Origin of the sequence: Flagellimonas sp. HMM57 (genome assembly GCF_021390175.1) — a bacterium.
Taxonomy (GTDB): domain Bacteria; phylum Bacteroidota; class Bacteroidia; order Flavobacteriales; family Flavobacteriaceae; genus Flagellimonas.
Map to the genome: position 1 here is coordinate 881,144 of NZ_CP090004.1, position 20,057 is coordinate 901,200.

A 20,057-nucleotide genomic window follows, 5' to 3' on the forward strand; every position below is an offset into this window, starting at 1 on the left:
AATGATGGTCCATTTTAATTGTTCGCAGCAGGGCAATAACAATCATAACGTTTGCCTTGGTCACTTTGTCCAAAGTCGTATCCCAGCGTTATTTGATGAAACCCGCCATTATCAAAACGAATGTCCCCAGATTGATAGGAATAATTGTAAGAAAACATAAATTTATTAAGGTTAACACCAACTATTGGCGTGAACAATTGTAAACGCTGTTCTCCAAAACCACCGTCCGTTTGAAATTGTGCACCATCAAAACTTCTGCGGTAGGACAAGCCTGCCCAGACCGTTCCAAAACTAACATCCCTGTATACTTTTGCATTAATATCTACGGTAGTTTCTTTGGTAAAATCCGTCATTTGCAACAAAACTGAGGGTTCTATCCTAGTTTTATTTCCAAAGACATATCCCACGGAAAATAGATATCTTCTTAAGTTATCAAATTCTGCCAATGTGTATAAATCACGGCCACTACCAAGAATATTCAATATAGCTGCATGCGCATAGAACTCAAAAATATTGTAAGAAACCCCTAAATCAACATTAAAATAGCTTACGGTGTTTTTGACACCACTAACTGCTGGGTCTGGTATTACCGACACAAATTCGGTTTCATCCAAACTGCTCAATATTATTCCTGTACTAAGACCAAAAGAGAGTTGGTTAAGTGTCCTAAAATCACCTGCAAGTTGCAAATGATGTGCATAGGTCGCCTTAAAACCTGTCTGGGAGTGATACCCGTTGGAATCGTTGAACAAGATACCACCAATACCGCTGCGCTCCCCTACCCTAAAATTGGCATTCAATGTCTGTAAACTTGGTGCCTCATCAACGTTAAACCATTGTTTTCTTGCAGTCAAACGAACTTTTCCTCCTTCGCTTATCCCCGCCATTGATGGATAGACCAGATAGTAATTGTCCGCTAAATAGTCAAAGTAAACCGGAATCCCTTCTTGTGCCTTGGTCGTTAGCCCAAAAAATAGGATGATAATCAGTGGGGTTAGATAGCTTCTCATGAAATGATTAGGGCTAAAAGTTGGGGTTTATTTAGGTAATCAACATGTTAATAACGGTCGAAGCGATACATTATTATATATTCCACCTCTCCTATTTACTTTGTATTTTTGTATAAACTTCAGCTATGAACGATTATAACATCACCGTTGTTGCTACCAACAACCCCAAAATACTAAAATTTGAATCGAATCATTTTTTGGCAAAGAACAATCATGAGTTCAAAAATATAGATGATGCCAAAAGCTCCCCATTGGCTCAACAGTTGTTCTATCTACCCTTTGTAAAGACGGTTTATATCTCCAGTAATTTTATTGCGCTTGAACGTTTTGATATTGTTGAGTGGGATGATGTCAAGGATGAGGTTGCACAGCAGTTGGTTGATTATTTAAATGCGGGAGAGCCTATTTTAACCGAAGAAGAGACCAAAAAAAAGGAAGCAGTCACAGTTTATGCAGAGGTAACGCCGAATCCTGCGGTCATGAAATTCGTATCCAACAAAAAGATTGTTCCAACTGCGTACGAGTTCAAGAATATTGATGATGCCAAAGATTCCCTATTAGCGAAAGAACTTTTTCATTTCCCGTTTGTAAAAGAAGTGTTTTTTGATGAAAACTACGTATCGGTTTCAAAATACGAAGTAGCAGATTGGAACGAAATTACCATGGAACTAAGGGAATTCATTAGAAACTTTTTAATGGATGATAAAGAAGTCGTATCCAAAGAAGCTATTCAAGAGTCCAAAAAAGTGGCTGAAGAAAGTCTTTCCCCAACAAAATATGACGACACTTCACAACAGATTATTGACATCCTTGAAGAATACGTAAAACCTGCTGTAGCCAGTGATGGGGGAAACATTCTGTTTCAATCCTATGAGGAAAACAGTAAGACCGTGAATGTGATTTTACAGGGAGCGTGCAGCGGCTGTCCATCTTCAACATTTACCTTAAAGAACGGTATCGAAACAATGCTGAAGAACATGATGGGCGACAAAGTGAACGAAGTGGTGGCACTAAACGGTTAGTTTTCTGGGCACAACGGTTTCTATTCTGGTCAATTTTTGTTAACTTGAGATAATTAAAAAACAGTAACCATGGCAGTTTTAAAAGTTATTGAAGTATTGGCAAACTCGGACAAGAGCTGGGAACAAGCGGCAAAAAATGCAATAGAACACGCATCCAAGTCCGTAAAGAACATTCGCTCCGTTTATATCAATGAACAGAGTGCTTCCGTGAATGATGGAAAAATAAATGAATACCGAGTAAACGTAAAAATCACCTTTGAGGTCAAATGACCAATAATGGGGAATTAAAATAAAAATTGCGCCTGTTCGGGCGCTTTTTTTATGCTTAAATCAGTTCAATGTTAAAAAAAATTACAGTTTTATCCGTTTTGCTTGCCTTAACCTACGGCTGTACTCAAAAATCAAAGAAAGTGACCCATAAACATACTAATGCACTGATCAATGAAACCAGTCCCTACCTTTTACAACATGCCCACAATCCTGTAAACTGGGAAGCATGGCATCCTGAGGTACTGGCACGTGCTAAAGATGAGGACAAACCCATACTTATAAGCATAGGGTATGCAGCATGTCACTGGTGCCATGTTATGGAAGAAGAATGTTTTGAAGATGAGGAAGTAGCACAAATGATGAACGAAAATTTCATCAATATTAAAATTGATAGGGAAGAACGACCAGACGTGGACCAAATCTATATGGATGCCATTCAGATGATGTCGGGCAATGGAGGCTGGCCTTTAAACATCGTTGCCCTTCCCGATGGAAGACCATTTTGGGGAGCGACTTATGTCCCTAAAGAAAACTGGATGAAATCTTTACAACAACTTACTGATTTATATAAGAATGACAAATCCAAAGTAGTACAATACGCAAGTGACCTTGCCAATGGTATCAATGCCATAAATCTGGTTGAAAATAAGAGCAGTTCTGATATGTATTCTCTTGACCAATTGAATGCAGCCGTAACCAATTGGTCTCAATATTTTGATACTTATTTAGGTGGTTATAAACGTGCTCCCAAATTTATGATGCCCAACAATTGGGATTTCCTCTTGCACTACGCTACGGCCAATTCCAAACCCGAAATCATGGATTATGTAGATACTACATTGACCCGTATGGCATACGGAGGAATCTATGACCATGTTGGCGGTGGTTTTTCGAGATATGCAGTTGATACCAAATGGCATGTTCCACATTTTGAGAAAATGCTGTACGACAATGGCCAACTTACAAGTTTATATGCTAAAGCCTATGCCGTCACAAAAAACGATTTATATAAAAGAGTTATAGAAGAAACCATAAACTTCATAAAAGAAGAATTGATGGACGAAAACGGAGGTTTTTATTCTTCTCTGGATGCCGATAGCCTTGATAAAAATGGAGAGCTGGAAGAAGGTGCATATTACGTATGGAAAGAAGAAGAGCTCGTAGAACTTCTCGGCACCGATTTTGAAATCTTCAAAGATTATTACAATATCAATTCTTATGGTTTTTGGGAAAAAGAAAATTATGTCCTGATACGTGATAAATCCGAAGAAGAAATTGCCAAGAAACATGGTATTGCCGTTTCAGATTTAAAACAGAAAATGGATGCAGCGTTGTCTATCCTAAAAGAAAAAAGGGAAGAACGGTCCAAGCCAAGGTTGGACGATAAGATTCTTACTTCATGGAACGGTCTTATGCTCAAAGGATTGATAGATGCTTATCGCTACTTGGGAGAGAAGGAATATCTTGATCTTGCTATAAAAAATGCACTGTTCATTGAAAAAGAGATGCTTAAAAACGACCATTCCCTTTTCCGAAATCATAAAGAAGGGGAAAGTAGTATCAATGCTTTTCTAGAAGATTATGCCACCATTATTGAAGCGTATCTAGCACTATATGAAGTTACTTTTGATGAGAAATGGCTAAATCATTCCAAAAAACTTTTAGAGTATACCCAACTACATTTTGTAGACAAGGAATCTGGAATGTTCTTTTTCACCTCGGATATAGATGAATCCCTCATCCGAAGAAGTATTGAGACCAATGACAACGTTATCTCTGCATCAAACTCCATTATGGCAAAGAATTTACTGAAGTTCCATAAACTTTTTCCTAATGAAGGCTATGGTGAGATAGCAAAGCAAATGTTAAAAAACGTCCAGGAAAATTTTGATAAAAGCGCACAAGGTTTTGCCAATTGGCTGCATGTGGTTCTTTACGAGAATCAGAATTTTTATGAGATAGCCATCGTGGGAGAATATTACAAGGAACTAGGCAAAAAAATAAGCAGCAATTATTTACCCAATAGCATTTTAACAGGGTCACAAAAAGATGGGGATATAGACTTATTGAAAAACAGATTTAATGAAGGAGAGACGTTGGTTTATGTTTGTATTGAAGGTGCCTGCAAACTTCCTGTTAATTCTGCAGAAGAGGTATTGAAACAGTTGAAAAAATAATTGTATCGGGCAATTATAGTTTTGTAAAAAAAGACAACTTGACTTTATTTTGTGCATAACAAAACCAATCCAATGGAAGATTTAAAAAATTACCAGCAACATATCGACAAAGCTATAGATTGGATATGGAACCTCTTGCCCAACTTGGTACTTGCCATTATTTTATTGATTATAGGGCTTTGGGTAGTGAAGTTTCTGAACAGGATGATACGGAAATTTTTCGAGAAGAAAGACTATGATGAAACACTTGAGACTTTTTTGCAAAGCTTTATATCAATAACATTAAAAATCATACTCTTTGTATTGGTCGTCACCCAATTAGGGGTCAAAACTTCGTCATTAGTGGCCATGCTGGGTGCAGCTGGACTTGCAATTGGTCTCGCATTACAAGGTTCTCTGGCAAATTTTGCGGGCGGTGTCTTAATTTTACTTTTCAAGCCATTTAAAGTTGGGGATTTTATCTCGGCTCAAGGAGTGGATGGGTCTGTAAAAGAAATAAGTATTTTCAATACCAAACTAAATACTTTTGGAAATCAAGTTGCCATAATTCCTAACGGTCAGCTGTCCAATGGAAACATTGTTAACTATAATGCAGAAGACAAAAGAAGGGACAATTACACTATTGGTATAGGGTACAGCTCCAATATTAAAGAAGCAAAAGATATTCTTTTACAAATATGTGCCGAGAACGAGGATATTCTAAAGGATCCAGCACCTGAGGTCTATGTTGGCTCTTTGGGAGATAGTTCCGTGAATCTCTCTTTACGCTATTGGGCAAAAAACGAAGTATTCTGGCCTGCTAAATTCTATGTGCACGAAGCGTCCAAACTACGGTTTGATGAAGCCGGTATTGAAATACCGTTCCCACAAAGAGTAGTACACGATGTTGATTAATTGGTCTTTTTTCCTTGGAGGATAAAATCTTTTAAATAATACGGTTCAAAATAGGCAACGTCCTCAAAAAGTCCATCTTGGTATTTTTGATGGGAAATTACCGCCATCTCTTTTGCCGAGGGCACTACCGAAGTATCAAAAATAAAATTGGAATGTTTTAACAGTTCTTGACATTTTTCCGCACCACTACCTATGATATGCACCTTATTTGAAGTGATATATTCAGCGAAGGCCTTTTCATCAATAATCTCTGCTTTGGTTTCTCTAATTTCAGTATAATCCTTATTGTATATAGCCGAATACACTTCCATACGCCTCGCATCCAAAACAGGGATAATCAATTCTCTCTCTTGCACATTTACCTGCCTTGCCATACTTTCTAAAGTAGGTACTGAAATCAATGGTAAATCCAAAGAAAAACACAGCCCTTTTGCTGCCGAGACGCCTATGCGAAGACCTGTGTAAGAACCTGGACCTTTACTAACTGCAACTGCATCCAACTCTGAAAAAGATAAAGAAGCCTTTTCCAAGGCTTCTTTTATAAATACATGCAATTGTTCAGCATGCGAATAATTTATCGCATTATTCTCCTTCAAGGTAACGATAGCATCACCTTCGGATACACTTACAGAACAATTTGTAGTTGCGGTTTCTAGATTAAGTATTTTGGCCATAGCGGCCACAAAGATACTAGTTTAACGAAATTGGAATGCCAAAATAGAACTCCAATATCTTTAACCTGAAAATATAATCGTACTTGGTACGGATTACATCTGCTTCGGCATTATCGACCCTTGCCTGTGATTGACTAAAATCAAATGCATTCATTAATCCAACATTAAAACGTTCTTTGGCATAATCATAGGCCAATTTTCTAGCTTCCAATGTTTTCATTGCAGCTTCATGTGCCTTACCAAAAGTGGTTACGTCTACATGGGCTTGTTGAATGTTAGTTTCAAGTTCTAACTTGTTTTGCTCCAATTGCAATTTGGCCCTTTCAAATTCTATTTTAGCTCTTTTTACACCATTTCGAGCATTCCATCCGTTAAAAAAAGGAACGTTTAACTGAAACCCATATCTCGTTCCGTCAAACCGCCATAGTTGATCCGTAAAAGGAATAATCGACAAATCGTTCACAGAAACTAAGTTTTGATCAGAATACCTTGTATTATAATTGATAAAAGCCGTCAAAGTTGGGTAATAGGCACCTTTTGCAATCTTAATATCTTCTTCTGCCAAATCTACGTTGGCTTCAGCGAGCTTAATATCATTCCTGAAAGTAAGCGCTTTATCAAAAATTACTTTTGGGGAATTTTTCAAAATATCTGATGGTGGAATTTCAAAGGACTGGTCCGCTATGTCAAAATTCTCATAATCGGTAATTTGTAATAACTGAGCTAGATTTACTCTTGAAATGAGCACCAAACCTTCTCCATTGATAATCTGTTGTTCTTGCGTTGCGGCAGTCGCTTCAATTTCCAATAAATCGCCTCGAGGCACTACTCCCGATTCTACCAATTCCTTGGTTCGCAACAAATCTTGTTCTGTCACTGTATATTGCGCCTCAGAAACCTTGAGCTGCTCTTTATTTGACAAAACTTGAAGATAGGCATTAGCCACATTAAGTCTGATATCATCTTTTAAATCATCTAACCGATACTGGCTAGCAATGGCATTCATCTTAGCCCTGTTCAGGTTTCTAAAATTTCTAAGCCCATCAAAAAGTGTCCAAGTAGAGTTCACGTTTCCTACATAATCCAACTGTCTGTCCACTGGTTGTTGAGAAGTTGGATTAAAAGACAGACCTAGATTTTCACTGAGTCTAGCATCACCGTTCAAGTCTGGTAGTAAACCACCCAAAGCATCTTTTTTCTCGATTCTGACCGTTTCTAAATCTAATTCTGACTGCTCAATGGTAAGGTTGTTCTCTACAGCATAGACGACACATTCCTCTAAGGTCCACTTTTTCATCTGTGCACTGGTGATGAACATTGCACATAAAGAAAGTACTAAAGTGATTTTAAGTTTCATTCGGTTTTCGATTTTTTGATTGATACAATTTGTTGGTCTATTCATCCTCGGCATCTTCTTTTCGCTCTAGCTTGTTCCATACTTTTATCTTAGCATCTTCTTCGAGTCCAGAAACAATTTCCACATCGATTCCATCACTTACCCCAAGTTCAAGATCTTTGCGTTCAAATTCATTCTCTGCCGTTTCAACTTCAACATAAGGTTGCTCTGTATCTTTATCAAACTGCAATAATGCTTCTTTGAGTGTTAGTACATCCTTCTTCTCTTCTAAAACGATTGATGCATTGGCACTGTATCCTGCCCTAACATTTGTACTATCGGTTACCACTAAATCACCTTCAATTTTAAATTGTACAGCACCTTCAGTCTCAACACCTTTTGGAGCTATGAACTTTAGTTTTGCGTTGAATTTATCTTTTTCAAGGGCGCCTAGATTAATTTCCAAAGGCATTCCCAAATGAAGTTTGCCCACCTCAGCTTCGTCCACTTCGCCTTCAAAAATCATTTTGGTCATATCAGCTATCGTGGCAATTGTGGTTCCGTCATTAAAATTGTTACTTTGGATGACCTGATCTCCTTCTTTTACCGGAATCTCCAAAATAGTACCGGATACCGTAGCACGGATATTGGTATTGGCAGCGGTTGAACCTCCAATTGAACCTCTACGGATGATTTGATAATCACCCCTTGCATTTTTCAATTCTTGTTCAGCCTGTTCATAGGTTAACTTCTGGTTGGTGTAATCTTGATTGGACACTACACCTTTATCATACAATGTTTTGTTCCTATCATATTCTATTTTGGCATTGTTCAACGCCAATTCCGCATTACGGACACGACCTTGCGCCTGATAGAGAGATTGCTCATTGGGAACAACTTTAATGACGGCAATTAAATCGCCTGCGTTGACCTTGGCCCCTTCTTCTAAATGAATCTTGTCTATAATTCCAGAAATCTGTGGCTTTATGTTGATTTCATCTTCGGGAATCACTTTTCCTGTTACAATTACTTTATTTACAATATCCTTTTTTTCCAAAGACTCTGTCTTATACAATTGGGCAGGAGTACTGTTTTGTTTTAGAAAATAGACAATGGCGTATAGGATTCCTATGCATAAAACACCTATTAATCCATATTTTAGATACTTGTTCATTTATAAATTATTTGATTATTATCTGAGTTATTTAGTTTTGGTCATTCTTCTCTTAATGCTTCTATTGGTCTTACCTTGACCGCTTTATTTGCCGGAATCAATCCTATCAACACGCTTAATCCCACCATCAACAGAAAGGAAATAAGAAATTGTGGAATACTTACCATAGGATTCACGAACGGAAAATCGTCACCACTTCCGAACATGGAATTAAGCAGTCCTAGAATACCCACTGATATCGCAAATCCTATAAGTCCAGCAAAAGCCGTTAGAACGATAGCTTCCACCACAATCTGTCTTTTTACAGTTTTTGGAGTGGCACCCAAAGCTCTCCGAACACCTATTTCTTTGGTACGTTCCTTAACTGTAATCAACAGAATGTTACTAATGGCTATGACCCCAGCTAGCAAGGTAAAAATGCCAACAAAGAAGGAAAAACCTTTGAGCACATCTGTAAAACCTGTGATATTGTTGAATATTTCGGACATATCGAAACTACCAATGGCCCTTTCATCATCTGGGTGGATGTCATACTTTGTCTTAAGTATGGTCTTGATTTGATTTTCCACAACAGGAACTTTGGTATTTGGCTCTACGGCTATGGCCATCCATCCCATACGGTCGCCCGTATTAAATGCTTTTTGAAAAGTCGTAAAAGGAATAAATACGGCATTCTCACCATCAATATTTATGTTGTTGTTCGGTTTGTAAATCCCAACAATGGTAAAGAAAACTCCATTGATACGAATATCCTGACCGATGGCCTTCTCGCCTTTATCGAACAATAGTTTATAGGTTTCTTCCCCTATGACACATATTTTTTTGGAGTTTTCAATATCTGTATTGTTCAAAAATCTTCCTTCGACCAACTTCTTTTTGGTGATGTTATCGATTTCTGGGTAATCTCCATAAACAGAGGATCCACTCTTTCTCCCGTCCCTATACACAGTGACAACATCCCTATGGCTTCCCAATTCTATCCTTGGTGCCAAAACCTCTATTTCTGGGATTTGCTTTCTTAAAATATCAGCATCCTCAATCTTGTACCGTATTCTTCTGCCCCGCTCAAAGCCTTTGTAAGGTTCGGATGTTGATTGCCCCCATATAAAAAGACTATTGGAAGCAGTACCTGCAAAAAGTTTATTAAACCCATTGCTCATTCCATTTGCGGAGCCTAAAAGCAATATCAGGATAATCATAGCGAAAATGACACCCAGCATGGTAAGGAACGTACGGAACATGTTCTTCCCAAGGGTATGAAAAATCTCTATCCACAAATCTTTATCGAACAACCACATAACTATTTATCGCTTAATGCTACAATCGGTTTTACATTTGCCGCTTTTATTGCTGGGATAAGGCCAGCCAGTACACCTGCAACAATCAAAATAATCGTGGCCGTGACCACAGTTGACAAACTAACGGAAGGATTACTAAAAGCAGGAGTGTCTATCGCCGGACCTAAAAGTGACAGAATAATCCAAGCGAATATCAGACCTATAAAACCCGACAATGCCGTTATAAAAGTTGACTCCAAAAGAACCAAATTGATGATTTGTTTTGGCATAGCTCCCAATGCTTTTCTAACGCCTATTTCCTTGGTACGTTCTTTAATGGTAAATACCATGATGTTACCTATACCCACTATACCAGCAACTAAAATCAAGAAACCAACACCTATACTGATGGCGTTCAATACCGCAGAAAAACTACTGATATCATCAAAGGCTTCGGCATAATTCCAAACATTTATACCAGCCTGATCCAATGGAGATACTTTATGTCTTCTTTTCATTAAATCCTCTAACCTGCCAGAAAATTCAAGCGCCTTGGTTAAATCGTAAGAAGGGTTATATGTCAATAGAATTTGATTGATCGTATTTGTATTACCATAAATTCTTTGATAGGTTGTAACAGGAGCATATATCCTGCGTTCCGCATTGTCATCTCCATCGTCGGTAAAGACTCCCACAATTCTAAAGGGCAAATCGTTAAATTCAACAAACTTTCCTATGGGGTCTTCTTGTTGAAACAAATCTTCACTTACTTTTCTCCCAATAACAGCAACTTTTGCCTTATTTATAATATCTGCGTTGTTGATATATCTTCCATTGACAACAATGGTTTTTTCAATAGCTTGATGATCGGGATGCACTCCCTGTACCGAATAAGACCCTGTTTCACTTTTATACCTGGCAGTGGTATTAGTAAAATATCTTGCACTTATATATTCAACATCTTCAGGAAAACTACTCTTAATATAGTCTAGGTCATCGTTTTTAAACTGGATTCTTCTTCCTGCTTCAAAACCGGCATAAGCTTTAGCCGTGGTACCAGGCCTTATAAAAATTGAATTTGTAGCATCATCATTGAACTGGTTGGTAAAGCCGTTCTGCATCCCATTGACGGAAGCCAGCAACATCACCAGAATAAAAATTGCCCAACCTACGGAAAACCCGGTCAAAAAAGTCCTAAGCTTGTTATTCCTTAGGGTGTGGAATATTTCTTGCCAAATGTCACGATCAAACATACTGTTCTGCTCTTACTTGCTCTATCTTTTTATCCTCTACAATAACCCCATCTTTCAAGTGCACGATACGCTTGCACATATGGGCGATATCCTCTTCGTGGGTCACAACCAAAATGGTATTGCCATCGTCATTGATTTTCTGGATTAAGTCCATTACCTCATATGAGGTTTTACTGTCCAATGCTCCAGTTGGCTCATCTGCCAAGAGTACTTTAGGTTCAGCCGCCATTGCCCTTGCTATGGCAACACGTTGTTTTTGACCACCGGACAATTCACTTGGCAAATGCGTGGCCCATTCTTTTAATCCTACTCTTTCCAAATAGTTCAATGCTTTTACCTGACGTTCTTTTCTTCCTACCTTTTGATAATATAAAGGCAATGCTACATTCTCAAGAGCCGACTTGTAATTGATAAGGTTGAACGATTGAAAGATGAAACCTAAAAATTTATTTCGATACTGTGCTGCCTTTGTTTCGGTCAAATCTTTAATTGGTACGTCATCTAAAATATACTCTCCACTATCGGCACCATCCAACATTCCCAAAATATTTAGCAGTGTGGATTTTCCAGAACCTGAAGATCCCATTATGGCAACAAGCTCTCCTGATTGAGCGGTAAAATTTATTCCTTTTAAAACGTGAAGCGAATTGCTTCCCATTTTATAGGATTTGTGAAGATCTTTGATTTCTATCATGAGTTGGTACTATTAGCTGTTTTGGAACTTGTAGCTCCTTCAATAGGACTTACAAGTTGTTAAATTGTTACAAGATTAATTGATTTTTTTTGTTAAATATTAATTGGAGCCTTCCTCTTCCTCTATGGCATTCCAAACTTTAATTTTATCTTCTTGATTTAGACCAGATTTCACCTCAACAAAAATGCCATCGCTTATTCCAAGTTCAATGTCCTTTCGTTCAAATTGTTGTTCCGACGTTTCAATTTCGACATATGGTTTTTTAGTTTCATCATCAAATTGAACCAGTGCTTCCTTTAGTGCCAAAACACTATCTGCCCTAGCTAAAATTATAGAGGCATTGGCACTTAAACCTGCACGAATAAAAACTGTATCTTTTTTTTTCAATGTTCCCTTTATCTCAAACTGAATGGCACCGTTCTCCTCTACTCCTTTTGGTGCTATATAATCCAGTACTGCATCAAAAACTTTATCTTCAATAGCGCCTACCGTAATTTCCAAAGGCAGGTCTTCCTTTATTTTTCCAACTTCAGATTCGTCCACCTTACCTTCAAAAATCATCTTTTCCACATCGGCAATAGCTGCTATCGTTGTTCCTTCATTGAAATTGTTACTCTCTATAATCTGGTTTCCTTTTTCAACCGGCACATCGAGCACCATACCACTTACTGTAGATCGTATCAAGGTATTAGCTGCGTTTCTAAAACCACTTGTTGTACCTGTTTTCACAATGTCATACCTTTTATTAGCGGCACGATATGATTGTTTTGCTTGATCAAATGTGACCTCGGCGCGCTCCAAATCTGCTTTGGGAATAACCCCTTTTTCAAAAAGCGATAGTTGTCGGTCATAATTTCTTTTTTGGTCATCTAAATTGATTCTAACCTCATCAATGGCGTTTCTTGCATCGATAAGGGCATTTAAGTTAGGGACTACTTTTATTTTTGCCAATAGGTCTCCTGATTTCACATAATCTCCGCCCTCCACATATATTTCTTCTATTACTCCAGAAATATTAGGTTTGATGAGCACCTCTTCCAAAGGAAGAATACTCCCAGTTGCAACAGCTTTTTTTACGATATTTTGTTTGGAAAGTTTTTCCGTTTCATACACTATGGGGTTTTCGGCATTTTTTTGATAGAGGTAATACATTGAACCGCCAAATACAATCACTATAAGTAATAAGATGATAATGGTAACTGACTTTTTCATTTTTCGTTTTATGATTTAGTTTGATTGATTTTCAATTTTATTCCGTCCGCAATGCTTCAATGGGTCGAACACGGATGGCACTTTGTGCAGGTATAAATCCAGCAAGTAATCCCGAAACCATTAATATGGTAAGGGCACCACTTACGACACCAACACTTACACTTGGGTTAACAAACATGTCTACGGGACCAACACTATCCAATAAAGAATTGATTCCATAGATGACCAGAGCGCCAAAAATGATGCCTATCATTCCAGAAATAATGGTCAAAAAAATTGATTCCATTAATATTTGCTTCTTAATGGATATAGGTTCTTCCCCCAACGCCCTGCGTATTCCTATTTCCTTGGTCCGCTCTTTTACGACAATCAGCATAATATTGCTTACTCCAATGATACCGGAAAGCAATACCATGATACCAACGAGATATGCGATGGCCTTTAATCCAAAGAACAAACTCTCTACTCGGTTAAATTGTTCATACAAGTCAAAATATCCAATGGCTCTTTTGTCTTCTGGATGTACTTTATGTCTTTCGCGCATCACATTGACAATATTCTCCTTAAGCTGGGAAATGGAGCTTCCATCATGCGCTGTTATAGCCATCCAACCAACATCTTCCCCTCTATTAAAGGCTTGGGAAAACGAAGTAAACGGCACAAAGATTTCCTTTTGTGCTTCTTCCCCATCCCCATCATTACTGTTCTTTTTGTAAGTTCCTATAACCATGAAATTAACGCCTTGAATCTTTATATATGTTCCCAATACCGCTTCTCCTTTTTCGTAAAGCTCCGATTTAACGCCTTGGCCAATAATCGCTACTTTTCTTTTTTCTTGAATATCATTATGGTTTAAAAAACGACCTGAAGTAACGGTCATAGGATCTTGATTAATGATCTCCGGGTAATCACCATAAACATTGTAAGCTCCGACCCGTATCCCTCGAATCACGTTTCCATCGCCCCTAAAGCCCCCTAATTGGTTTCTTGGGGAGATAAATCTAAGATTGGGCACATTGTCCTTAATGGCCTGAACATCGTCTACCTTAAACTCAAAACTTCTCCCTTTGGGCAATCCTTCATATGCTTTTGTGGTACTTCTGGTCCACATAAACATCGTATTTGTAGCAATATCTCCAAAGTCTTGTCGTATCCCATTTTCAAAACCTTTTCCCGCCGCTAACAATACGATGAGAATAAAAATCCCCCAACAAACACCAAAAGCAGTTAGTATGGTCCTACCAACATTGCTGGTAAGGACTTCCAAAATTTCCCTCCATCTATCTCTATTGAACATTACCTTTACTTTGAGTGAACATTTTACTCATCTTTTAATGATTCTATAACCTGAACCTTAGCAGCTCTCCAAGCCGGAACAAATCCTGCAACTGTCCCCGCAAAAATCAATACCATTACCGTGGAAAATGCCACATTAAAATTCACCGACGGATTAACGATATAATCTATTTCAACATGCGGCCCTACAACCTCTAACAAGGCCATACTAAAAATGAGGCCGGCAAATCCAGAAATGGCAGTTACAAAAATGGATTCGTGTAAAATCATACCAACAATGGACCAAGGTTTGGCCCCAAGAGCCTTTCTTATACCAATTTCACGAGTACGTTCTTTTACAACTATGAGCATAATGTTGCTTACTCCCACTACGCCGGCGATAATGGTACAAACACCCACAAACCAGAAGAAAAGTTTCATATTGCCCGTAATCCCGTAATAACGCTTGGCTTCTTCCATAGCACTCCAGACCCTTACACCCGATTCATCTTCAGGTGCTACCATATGCTCCTCTTTAAGGTAATTTCTTAAGTTATCTTTAAAGCTTATGGCACTGGCCACGGCTTCTTCAAAATTTTCTGCGGGCGGTAGCGTATAAGACAATGTGTTTAGGGTATCATCTCCATTAAAAACACGTTGGGCCGTTGTTAACGGAATATAGATTCGTTCTTCTTCCCGCTCGTTCTGTTCATTGAAAACACCTATAATCGTGAATCTAATTCCAGAAATATCTATTGATTCACCAATTGGAGTATCCACTTTATTGAATACATCTTCTTTGATTTTTTTTCCAATGACTGCTACTTTGCCCAATGAAATCTCATCTTTGTAGTTTATAAAACGGCCTTCTGAAGTACCAAAACCCTCTATAAACTGAAACTCGGAAGACACTCCCTGTATACCATACACCAAGGCTTCATTCCCGTAGACTATATCTACACCTCGAACAAAAACCCGGGGAGATTCATACTCAATTTCTTCTTTGAACAAACGACCCGCCATTTCATAATCCCTGTTCTTAAATCGAACAACTCTTCCTGGGTTGAGTCCTTTATACGCTTTTGATGTGGTTTCCGGCCATGCCCATATACTTGTTGTGGCATCCTGCTTGAACTCTTTTTCAATGCCATTTTGCATACCCTGCCCAAAGCCCAATAAAATTACGAGAATAAATATTCCAGAGGCAACGGATAGCCCCGTGAGGAATGTGCGGAGTTTGTTCTTACGGATGGTGTCAAATATCTCTTGCCACCTTTCTATATCGAACATATGGTTTAGTTTGATGATTGATGAATACGCGTACGTACTATTATATGACGTGCCCCAAAAGAATTTGTTACACTTTACACACAAAAAATACTAAAAAAATACGAATCGCCTAACCTTTCATCTTTTTGTAAATGAAAAAGAACAGTCCTGCCACCAAAATATAAGGAATTGCCATAAGATAAACTATACCGTTATTAATTCCCTCAGCGGTTTTACCATCTGTTTCGCTTTCTACGACCGCTCTGCACATAGCGCATTGTGCATCTGAAACTTCTGGAAAAATAAAAAATATCAAAAGTAGAAAAAACAAACTCTTTCTTCCCAACGATATATTGAGAGAACCGCTACGGGAAACAGAAGAAGGAATTAAGTTTATTTTTTTAGTGAACATAATACGGTGAAATCATTAAGTAGACGACAACTCCAGTTATTGCTACGTATAACCAAATGGGAAATGTATATTTTGCCCATTTTCTATGCGAAGTAAAATCATTCAAATATGCTTTTGCATAGGTACGCAGAACCAAGGGAATTACTGCTATGGAAAGCACAATATGAGAGATAAGAATAAAGTAATACATATATTTAATGGCACCTTCACCACCAAATTTTGTACTCTCGGATGTCATGTGGTAGGCAACGTACATTACAAGAAATAGCAATGAAAGACCAATACAAGTAGTCATCAACTTTTGATGCAAATCCTTTTTCCCATTTTTAATAGCGAAAACAGCGGCGATCAGCAGTATTGCCGTTAAGCCGTTAATAGAAGCATAGATAGGAGGCAAAAAGGATAACGGTTCTGCATTTGGAATTTTATAACCAAACAATAATGCAACTACCACTGGTATTACAATCGATATGATGGTAATCCATTTATTGAAACGCTTTTCCCTTATTGAAACTTCACTAATCATTCCGCTAACAATAATTTTTTTATGTCCTCCTTTAATATTGTAATCTGTTGTGCTTCACCTTCGTCATTAACCCCTTCTTTTTCTGTTATGGTTCCCCTATAGTAAATCAAAGGGTTTCCATTCTCATCTGTTCTGGAGCGTATATATCCTTCTTTATCGACCAAAGCAAACATACCTGAGTGTTCAAAGCCTCCTGGAGCACTTTCATCCTCATTCGCCACAATATAAAAGCCTTCTTGCGCCAGTTTGTATATTTCTTCTTGATTCCCTGTCATTAAATGCCAATTCTTATCGGTGATACCGTAGCGCTTGGTATATTTTTTTAAGATTGCTGGAGTATCATATCTTGGGTTAATGGTAAATGAAGCCACTCCAAAATTATCGTAAGCTTTAAAGGTATCTTGAAGCTCAACCAAATTTTTGGTCATTATAGGACAAATGGTAGGACAGGTGGTAAAGAAAAATTCGACCACATATACTTTTCCAAGAAAGTCTTTATTTGAGATAAGCAGACTATCCTGATTGTGAAAGGAAAATTCTGGAACACGTCTTTTTTGTCCATTGGTCAATATAAATGCAAGATCAGTTTGCAAAGAACCAATGCTCATTCTATCATTTTCGATAATTGTACCTTCTTTGAGTCTTTTTGTTATTTCATAAACGGCAAAAATTCCAAATACCAAGATAATGGTCGACACCCAAACGTAGGTATATTTCTTATTGTTATTTGCTCCTGTCGGCATTATTTTTCTTTAAAGCAAGACGATATTCAGCAAGAATAATCTTAACGTCATCTTCCATTTTGTTATTTAGTTCTGCAACAGAGGTAGTATTGAAACCATATTTGACGCCTTCGTCTTCATCGTCTTTCCTTCCGCGTAAGTTTCGGTCTTTATCAATTATAAAAACATATGGCGTACCTAAACTTTCATCCAGATTTACATTGACATTCAAATTTTGGAATATGGTTTTTATTTCTGAATCGGTTCCAAAAACGAAATTCCACTTGTCCACATCGGACAATTCCCCCAATTCTTCTTTCAAGGATTTTACATTATCCTCATTTCCTTGCGGCACAATCATAACCATTTGAAAATCAAAAAATTCACTGAATCTTTTATAAATTTTCTGATTGAGGTTAAAAGCGTTCCCTTTTACACCATCTATATCATTGCCCAAGAATCCCAATATGGTAATTTTTCCATCCAAACTCACATCATTGTTCAAACCTTTTAAATCGCTAATATTCTCTGTGAGTATAGGTAGTTTTCCAAAGTTATTTACCCCAGAGGCAAAGAAAAGATACGCCACTAATGGAAATATGAACAATACAACTAAAACAAAAGTCTTTTTCATTTCAACCTACTTATACAAAAATAAAAAAGACGGTTAGCAAACCGTCTTTTTTCTATGTTAATACTTTCTTAGAAGTCCCAAGCCAAAAAGCCTTCTTTAAATACGTTGTAGATATAATCGGCTTCAAATAGCAGGATAAAAATCAAGTAAGAGACCAAAAATATTGGAGTCCATACTATTGCTCTTCGTAAAGAACTTTTTTCATCGCGCAAGTGCATAAAGTCCCAAGCAATGTAATATGCTTTGACAAGAGTCAGTATAATGAAAATCCAATTGAGGAGTTTCATTCCCAAAAAATAGTTTTTGGTCAAAAGTTCTGGTTTTAGAATACCCAAGGCAACCTCTATTGCGGTTACGATAGATAGAAAGACAAGTACTCCCCATATTTTTTGCGTATTGGACTTAAACTTTAAGAGTCCTCTAAAAATTTCCAGTTTATGCTCGTGCGCCATTTTATTATATTTTTTTGAATTCCTGAATGCTCAGAAATGAAAAATCAATTTATACCAAATAGAAGAATGTAAATACAAATACCCATACCAAATCTACAAAGTGCCAGTAGAGTCCAACTTTTTCTACCATCTCATAATGTCCTCTTCGCTCATATGTTCCCAAGATAACATTGAAAAAGATAATTATGTTGATGACCACACCAGAGAACACGTGAAATCCGTGGAATCCTGTAATAAAGAAGAAAAAATCTGCAAACAATCGGCTTCCGTATTCATTTCTAACAAGATTGGCTCCTTCGACCACCAAACTTGCATCTTTAAGCTTTGCAAGTGACTCTTGGCGATTCAGTACTGTTTTTTCCCCTTCTTCATTTATTGTTTCTGTTCGAATCAAGATACTAGGGCTGGCCTTGAATCCTTCCAACACTTCATTTAAGGAATAACTAGGTAAAGATTTCCCTTCGTAGTACCAAACTCCGTTCTTGCGTTCATGATTCACTCGCTCGCTTGAAATGGTTTTGGAAAAATCGCTCAAGGCTGCTCGTTTTCCCGTCTCTGCATTTACAAATTGTAGAATTCTTCCACCCTTGGTCTCTACAGCCCCATAATCACCTTTTATAAAGGTAGCCCATTCCCAAGCTTGCGAACCTACGAAAATCGCACCTCCAATAACGGTAAGGAACATGTACAAAATAACTTTTTTCTGCATCATTTTATGCCCTGCATCCACAGCAAGCACCATGGTCACAGAAGACATGATCAGAATGAAGGTCATAAAGGCTACATAATACATGGGATAGTTTCCATGAAAAAAGGGCACGTGGGTAAATACCTCATCTGCAATGGGCCAAGTCTCTATAAACTTAAATCTAGAGAAGCCATAAGCCACCAAAAAACCAGAGAAGGTCAAGGCATCCGAAACGATGAAAAACCACATCATTAATTTTCCATAGCTTGCTCCAAGTGGACGATTTCCGCCTCCCCAAACATTATCTTCAGTACCGGTAGTTACCGTTGTATCCATAAAAAAGTCGTTTTAATAAAACATTCACAAATTTACATCTTTTGACGTATTCGAAAAGATAAAGTTCAATGAAAACTTTTTCTCATAAAATTTATTTTACAAAAAGCATAAATAGTATCAAATACACCCAAAGAAAATCTAAAAAATGCCAAAAAGTGGCGCCAAGTTCCAGGCCCAACATGTTATCAGGCATATATTTCCCCCTAAGTTGCTGTACCAAAACCACCAAAAGCGAAATGAGACCGGCGACTACGTGGGCTATGTGTACCGCAGCAATTAAAAATACATAGGACATTTTAATACTGCTCGTTGGACCCGTGAAATAATATCCATTATCCAGCATTTGTGAGAATCCTATAAATTGTAATATGATGAAGGAAATTCCCAAAACCAATGTGGTTACTAGAAAAATAGTTCCCAATTTCTGATTGTTTTTCTTTACAGCCTGCTTTGCGAATACATAGGTAATGCTGCTTAAGATTATTATGGCCGTACTTATAAAAAATGCTTGGGGCAACTCTAAATCACTGATCCAATCATCTCGTTTACTACTTACGATATAGGCACTCGTCCAACCAGCAAATCCCATGATTAGGCTTACAATTCCAAACCAAAGCATCATTTTCTTGGCCCGGCTGTTCTTTTGCTGCATTGTTCCCTCGGTCAAATCCATTTAAATCTAAAATTTAATTCCTGCTATATTAAAATATATTTTTTAACCTCATTCTCCAGATTTTTTAGGCCTATCAA

At 37.7% G+C, this 20,057-nt stretch carries 21 protein-coding genes; 4 read left to right on the plus strand and 17 right to left on the minus strand.

From position 1 onward, the window contains the following. Positions 1-14: 14 nt before the first annotated feature. On the minus strand, positions 15-1,010 hold the full coding sequence (locus tag LV716_RS03920) for a type IX secretion system membrane protein PorP/SprF (protein ID WP_163416480.1): 996 nt from the start codon (positions 1,008-1,010) through the stop codon (positions 15-17). 125 nt (positions 1,011-1,135) lie between these two features. On the opposite strand from LV716_RS03920, the gene LV716_RS03925 reads away from it, so the two are divergent. From LV716_RS03925 to LV716_RS03940, 4 genes are all read left to right on the plus strand, one after another. Continuing rightward, on the plus strand, positions 1,136-2,032 hold the full coding sequence (locus LV716_RS03925) for a NifU family protein (RefSeq protein ID WP_163416481.1): 897 nt from the start codon (positions 1,136-1,138) through the stop codon (positions 2,030-2,032). Positions 2,033-2,101: 69 nt separating this feature from the next. Next, positions 2,102-2,302 carry a dodecin family protein gene (locus LV716_RS03930; protein ID WP_163416482.1) on the plus strand — a complete coding sequence of 67 codons (201 nt, stop codon included), beginning with the start codon at positions 2,102-2,104 and terminating at the stop codon, positions 2,300-2,302. A 68-nt stretch (positions 2,303-2,370) separates the two neighbouring features. Further along, positions 2,371-4,479: a thioredoxin domain-containing protein gene (locus LV716_RS03935; RefSeq protein WP_163416483.1), complete on the plus strand. Its 2,109-nt coding sequence runs from the start codon at positions 2,371-2,373 to the stop codon at positions 4,477-4,479. A gap of 72 nt (positions 4,480-4,551) precedes the next feature. Then, positions 4,552-5,373 (plus strand): mechanosensitive ion channel family protein, encoded by an 822-nt coding sequence (locus LV716_RS03940; protein WP_163416484.1) that lies wholly within the window; start codon positions 4,552-4,554, stop codon positions 5,371-5,373. Here LV716_RS03940 and tsaB read toward each other — a convergent pair. The 16 genes from tsaB to LV716_RS04020 all read right to left on the minus strand — a co-directional run bounded on the left by tsaB (position 5,370) and on the right by LV716_RS04020 (position 19,980). Beyond that, positions 5,370-6,047: a tRNA (adenosine(37)-N6)-threonylcarbamoyltransferase complex dimerization subunit type 1 TsaB gene (gene tsaB, locus LV716_RS03945; protein WP_163416485.1), complete on the minus strand. Its 678-nt coding sequence runs from the start codon at positions 6,045-6,047 to the stop codon at positions 5,370-5,372. The genes LV716_RS03940 and tsaB overlap by 4 nt on opposite strands. Before the next feature lie 16 nt (positions 6,048-6,063). After that, positions 6,064-7,404 carry a TolC family protein gene (locus LV716_RS03950; protein ID WP_163416486.1) on the minus strand — a complete coding sequence of 447 codons (1,341 nt, stop codon included), beginning with the start codon at positions 7,402-7,404 and terminating at the stop codon, positions 6,064-6,066. 37 nt (positions 7,405-7,441) lie between these two features. Further along, positions 7,442-8,557: an efflux RND transporter periplasmic adaptor subunit gene (locus tag LV716_RS03955; RefSeq protein ID WP_163416487.1), complete on the minus strand. Its 1,116-nt coding sequence runs from the start codon at positions 8,555-8,557 to the stop codon at positions 7,442-7,444. Positions 8,558-8,598: 41 nt separating this feature from the next. Continuing rightward, positions 8,599-9,855, minus strand: coding sequence for an ABC transporter permease (locus LV716_RS03960; RefSeq protein WP_163416488.1), 1,257 nt, complete (start codon positions 9,853-9,855; stop codon positions 8,599-8,601). Between the two features lie 2 nt (positions 9,856-9,857). Further along, positions 9,858-11,087 carry an ABC transporter permease gene (locus LV716_RS03965; protein ID WP_163416489.1) on the minus strand — a complete coding sequence of 410 codons (1,230 nt, stop codon included), beginning with the start codon at positions 11,085-11,087 and terminating at the stop codon, positions 9,858-9,860. Beyond that, a complete protein-coding gene (locus LV716_RS03970) occupies positions 11,080-11,781 on the minus strand; it encodes an ABC transporter ATP-binding protein (protein ID WP_163416490.1) in 702 nt (233 codons plus the stop codon). Before LV716_RS03970 ends, LV716_RS03965 begins: the two co-directional genes overlap by 8 nt. A gap of 99 nt (positions 11,782-11,880) precedes the next feature. Beyond that, positions 11,881-12,993: an efflux RND transporter periplasmic adaptor subunit gene (locus tag LV716_RS03975; RefSeq protein WP_163416491.1), complete on the minus strand. Its 1,113-nt coding sequence runs from the start codon at positions 12,991-12,993 to the stop codon at positions 11,881-11,883. A gap of 37 nt (positions 12,994-13,030) precedes the next feature. Then, positions 13,031-14,290 carry an ABC transporter permease gene (locus LV716_RS03980; RefSeq protein ID WP_163416492.1) on the minus strand — a complete coding sequence of 420 codons (1,260 nt, stop codon included), beginning with the start codon at positions 14,288-14,290 and terminating at the stop codon, positions 13,031-13,033. A gap of 23 nt (positions 14,291-14,313) precedes the next feature. Beyond that, positions 14,314-15,558, minus strand: coding sequence for an ABC transporter permease (locus LV716_RS03985; protein WP_163416493.1), 1,245 nt, complete (start codon positions 15,556-15,558; stop codon positions 14,314-14,316). A gap of 109 nt (positions 15,559-15,667) precedes the next feature. Continuing rightward, positions 15,668-15,949: a hypothetical protein gene (locus LV716_RS03990; protein ID WP_370637478.1), complete on the minus strand. Its 282-nt coding sequence runs from the start codon at positions 15,947-15,949 to the stop codon at positions 15,668-15,670. After that, positions 15,939-16,475, minus strand: a complete 537-nt coding sequence (locus tag LV716_RS03995; RefSeq protein WP_163416494.1) for a DUF420 domain-containing protein — start codon at positions 16,473-16,475, stop codon at positions 15,939-15,941. The genes LV716_RS03990 and LV716_RS03995 overlap by 11 nt, the downstream gene beginning before the upstream one ends. Beyond that, positions 16,472-17,218, minus strand: coding sequence for an SCO family protein (locus tag LV716_RS04000; RefSeq protein ID WP_163416495.1), 747 nt, complete (start codon positions 17,216-17,218; stop codon positions 16,472-16,474). The genes LV716_RS03995 and LV716_RS04000 overlap by 4 nt, the downstream gene beginning before the upstream one ends. After that, complete coding sequence (locus tag LV716_RS04005; RefSeq protein WP_163416496.1) at positions 17,199-17,831, minus strand: hypothetical protein; 633 nt, start codon at positions 17,829-17,831, stop codon at positions 17,199-17,201. Before LV716_RS04005 ends, LV716_RS04000 begins: the two co-directional genes overlap by 20 nt. 68 nt (positions 17,832-17,899) lie before the next feature. Then, positions 17,900-18,283 carry a cytochrome C oxidase subunit IV family protein gene (locus LV716_RS04010; RefSeq protein ID WP_163416497.1) on the minus strand — a complete coding sequence of 128 codons (384 nt, stop codon included), beginning with the start codon at positions 18,281-18,283 and terminating at the stop codon, positions 17,900-17,902. A 49-nt stretch (positions 18,284-18,332) separates the two neighbouring features. Next, a complete protein-coding gene (locus tag LV716_RS04015) occupies positions 18,333-19,307 on the minus strand; it encodes a cytochrome c oxidase subunit 3 (protein ID WP_163416498.1) in 975 nt (324 codons plus the stop codon). A 91-nt stretch (positions 19,308-19,398) separates the two neighbouring features. Next, positions 19,399-19,980 (minus strand): cytochrome c oxidase subunit 3, encoded by a 582-nt coding sequence (locus tag LV716_RS04020; RefSeq protein WP_163416499.1) that lies wholly within the window; start codon positions 19,978-19,980, stop codon positions 19,399-19,401. Positions 19,981-20,057 lie beyond the last annotated feature (77 nt).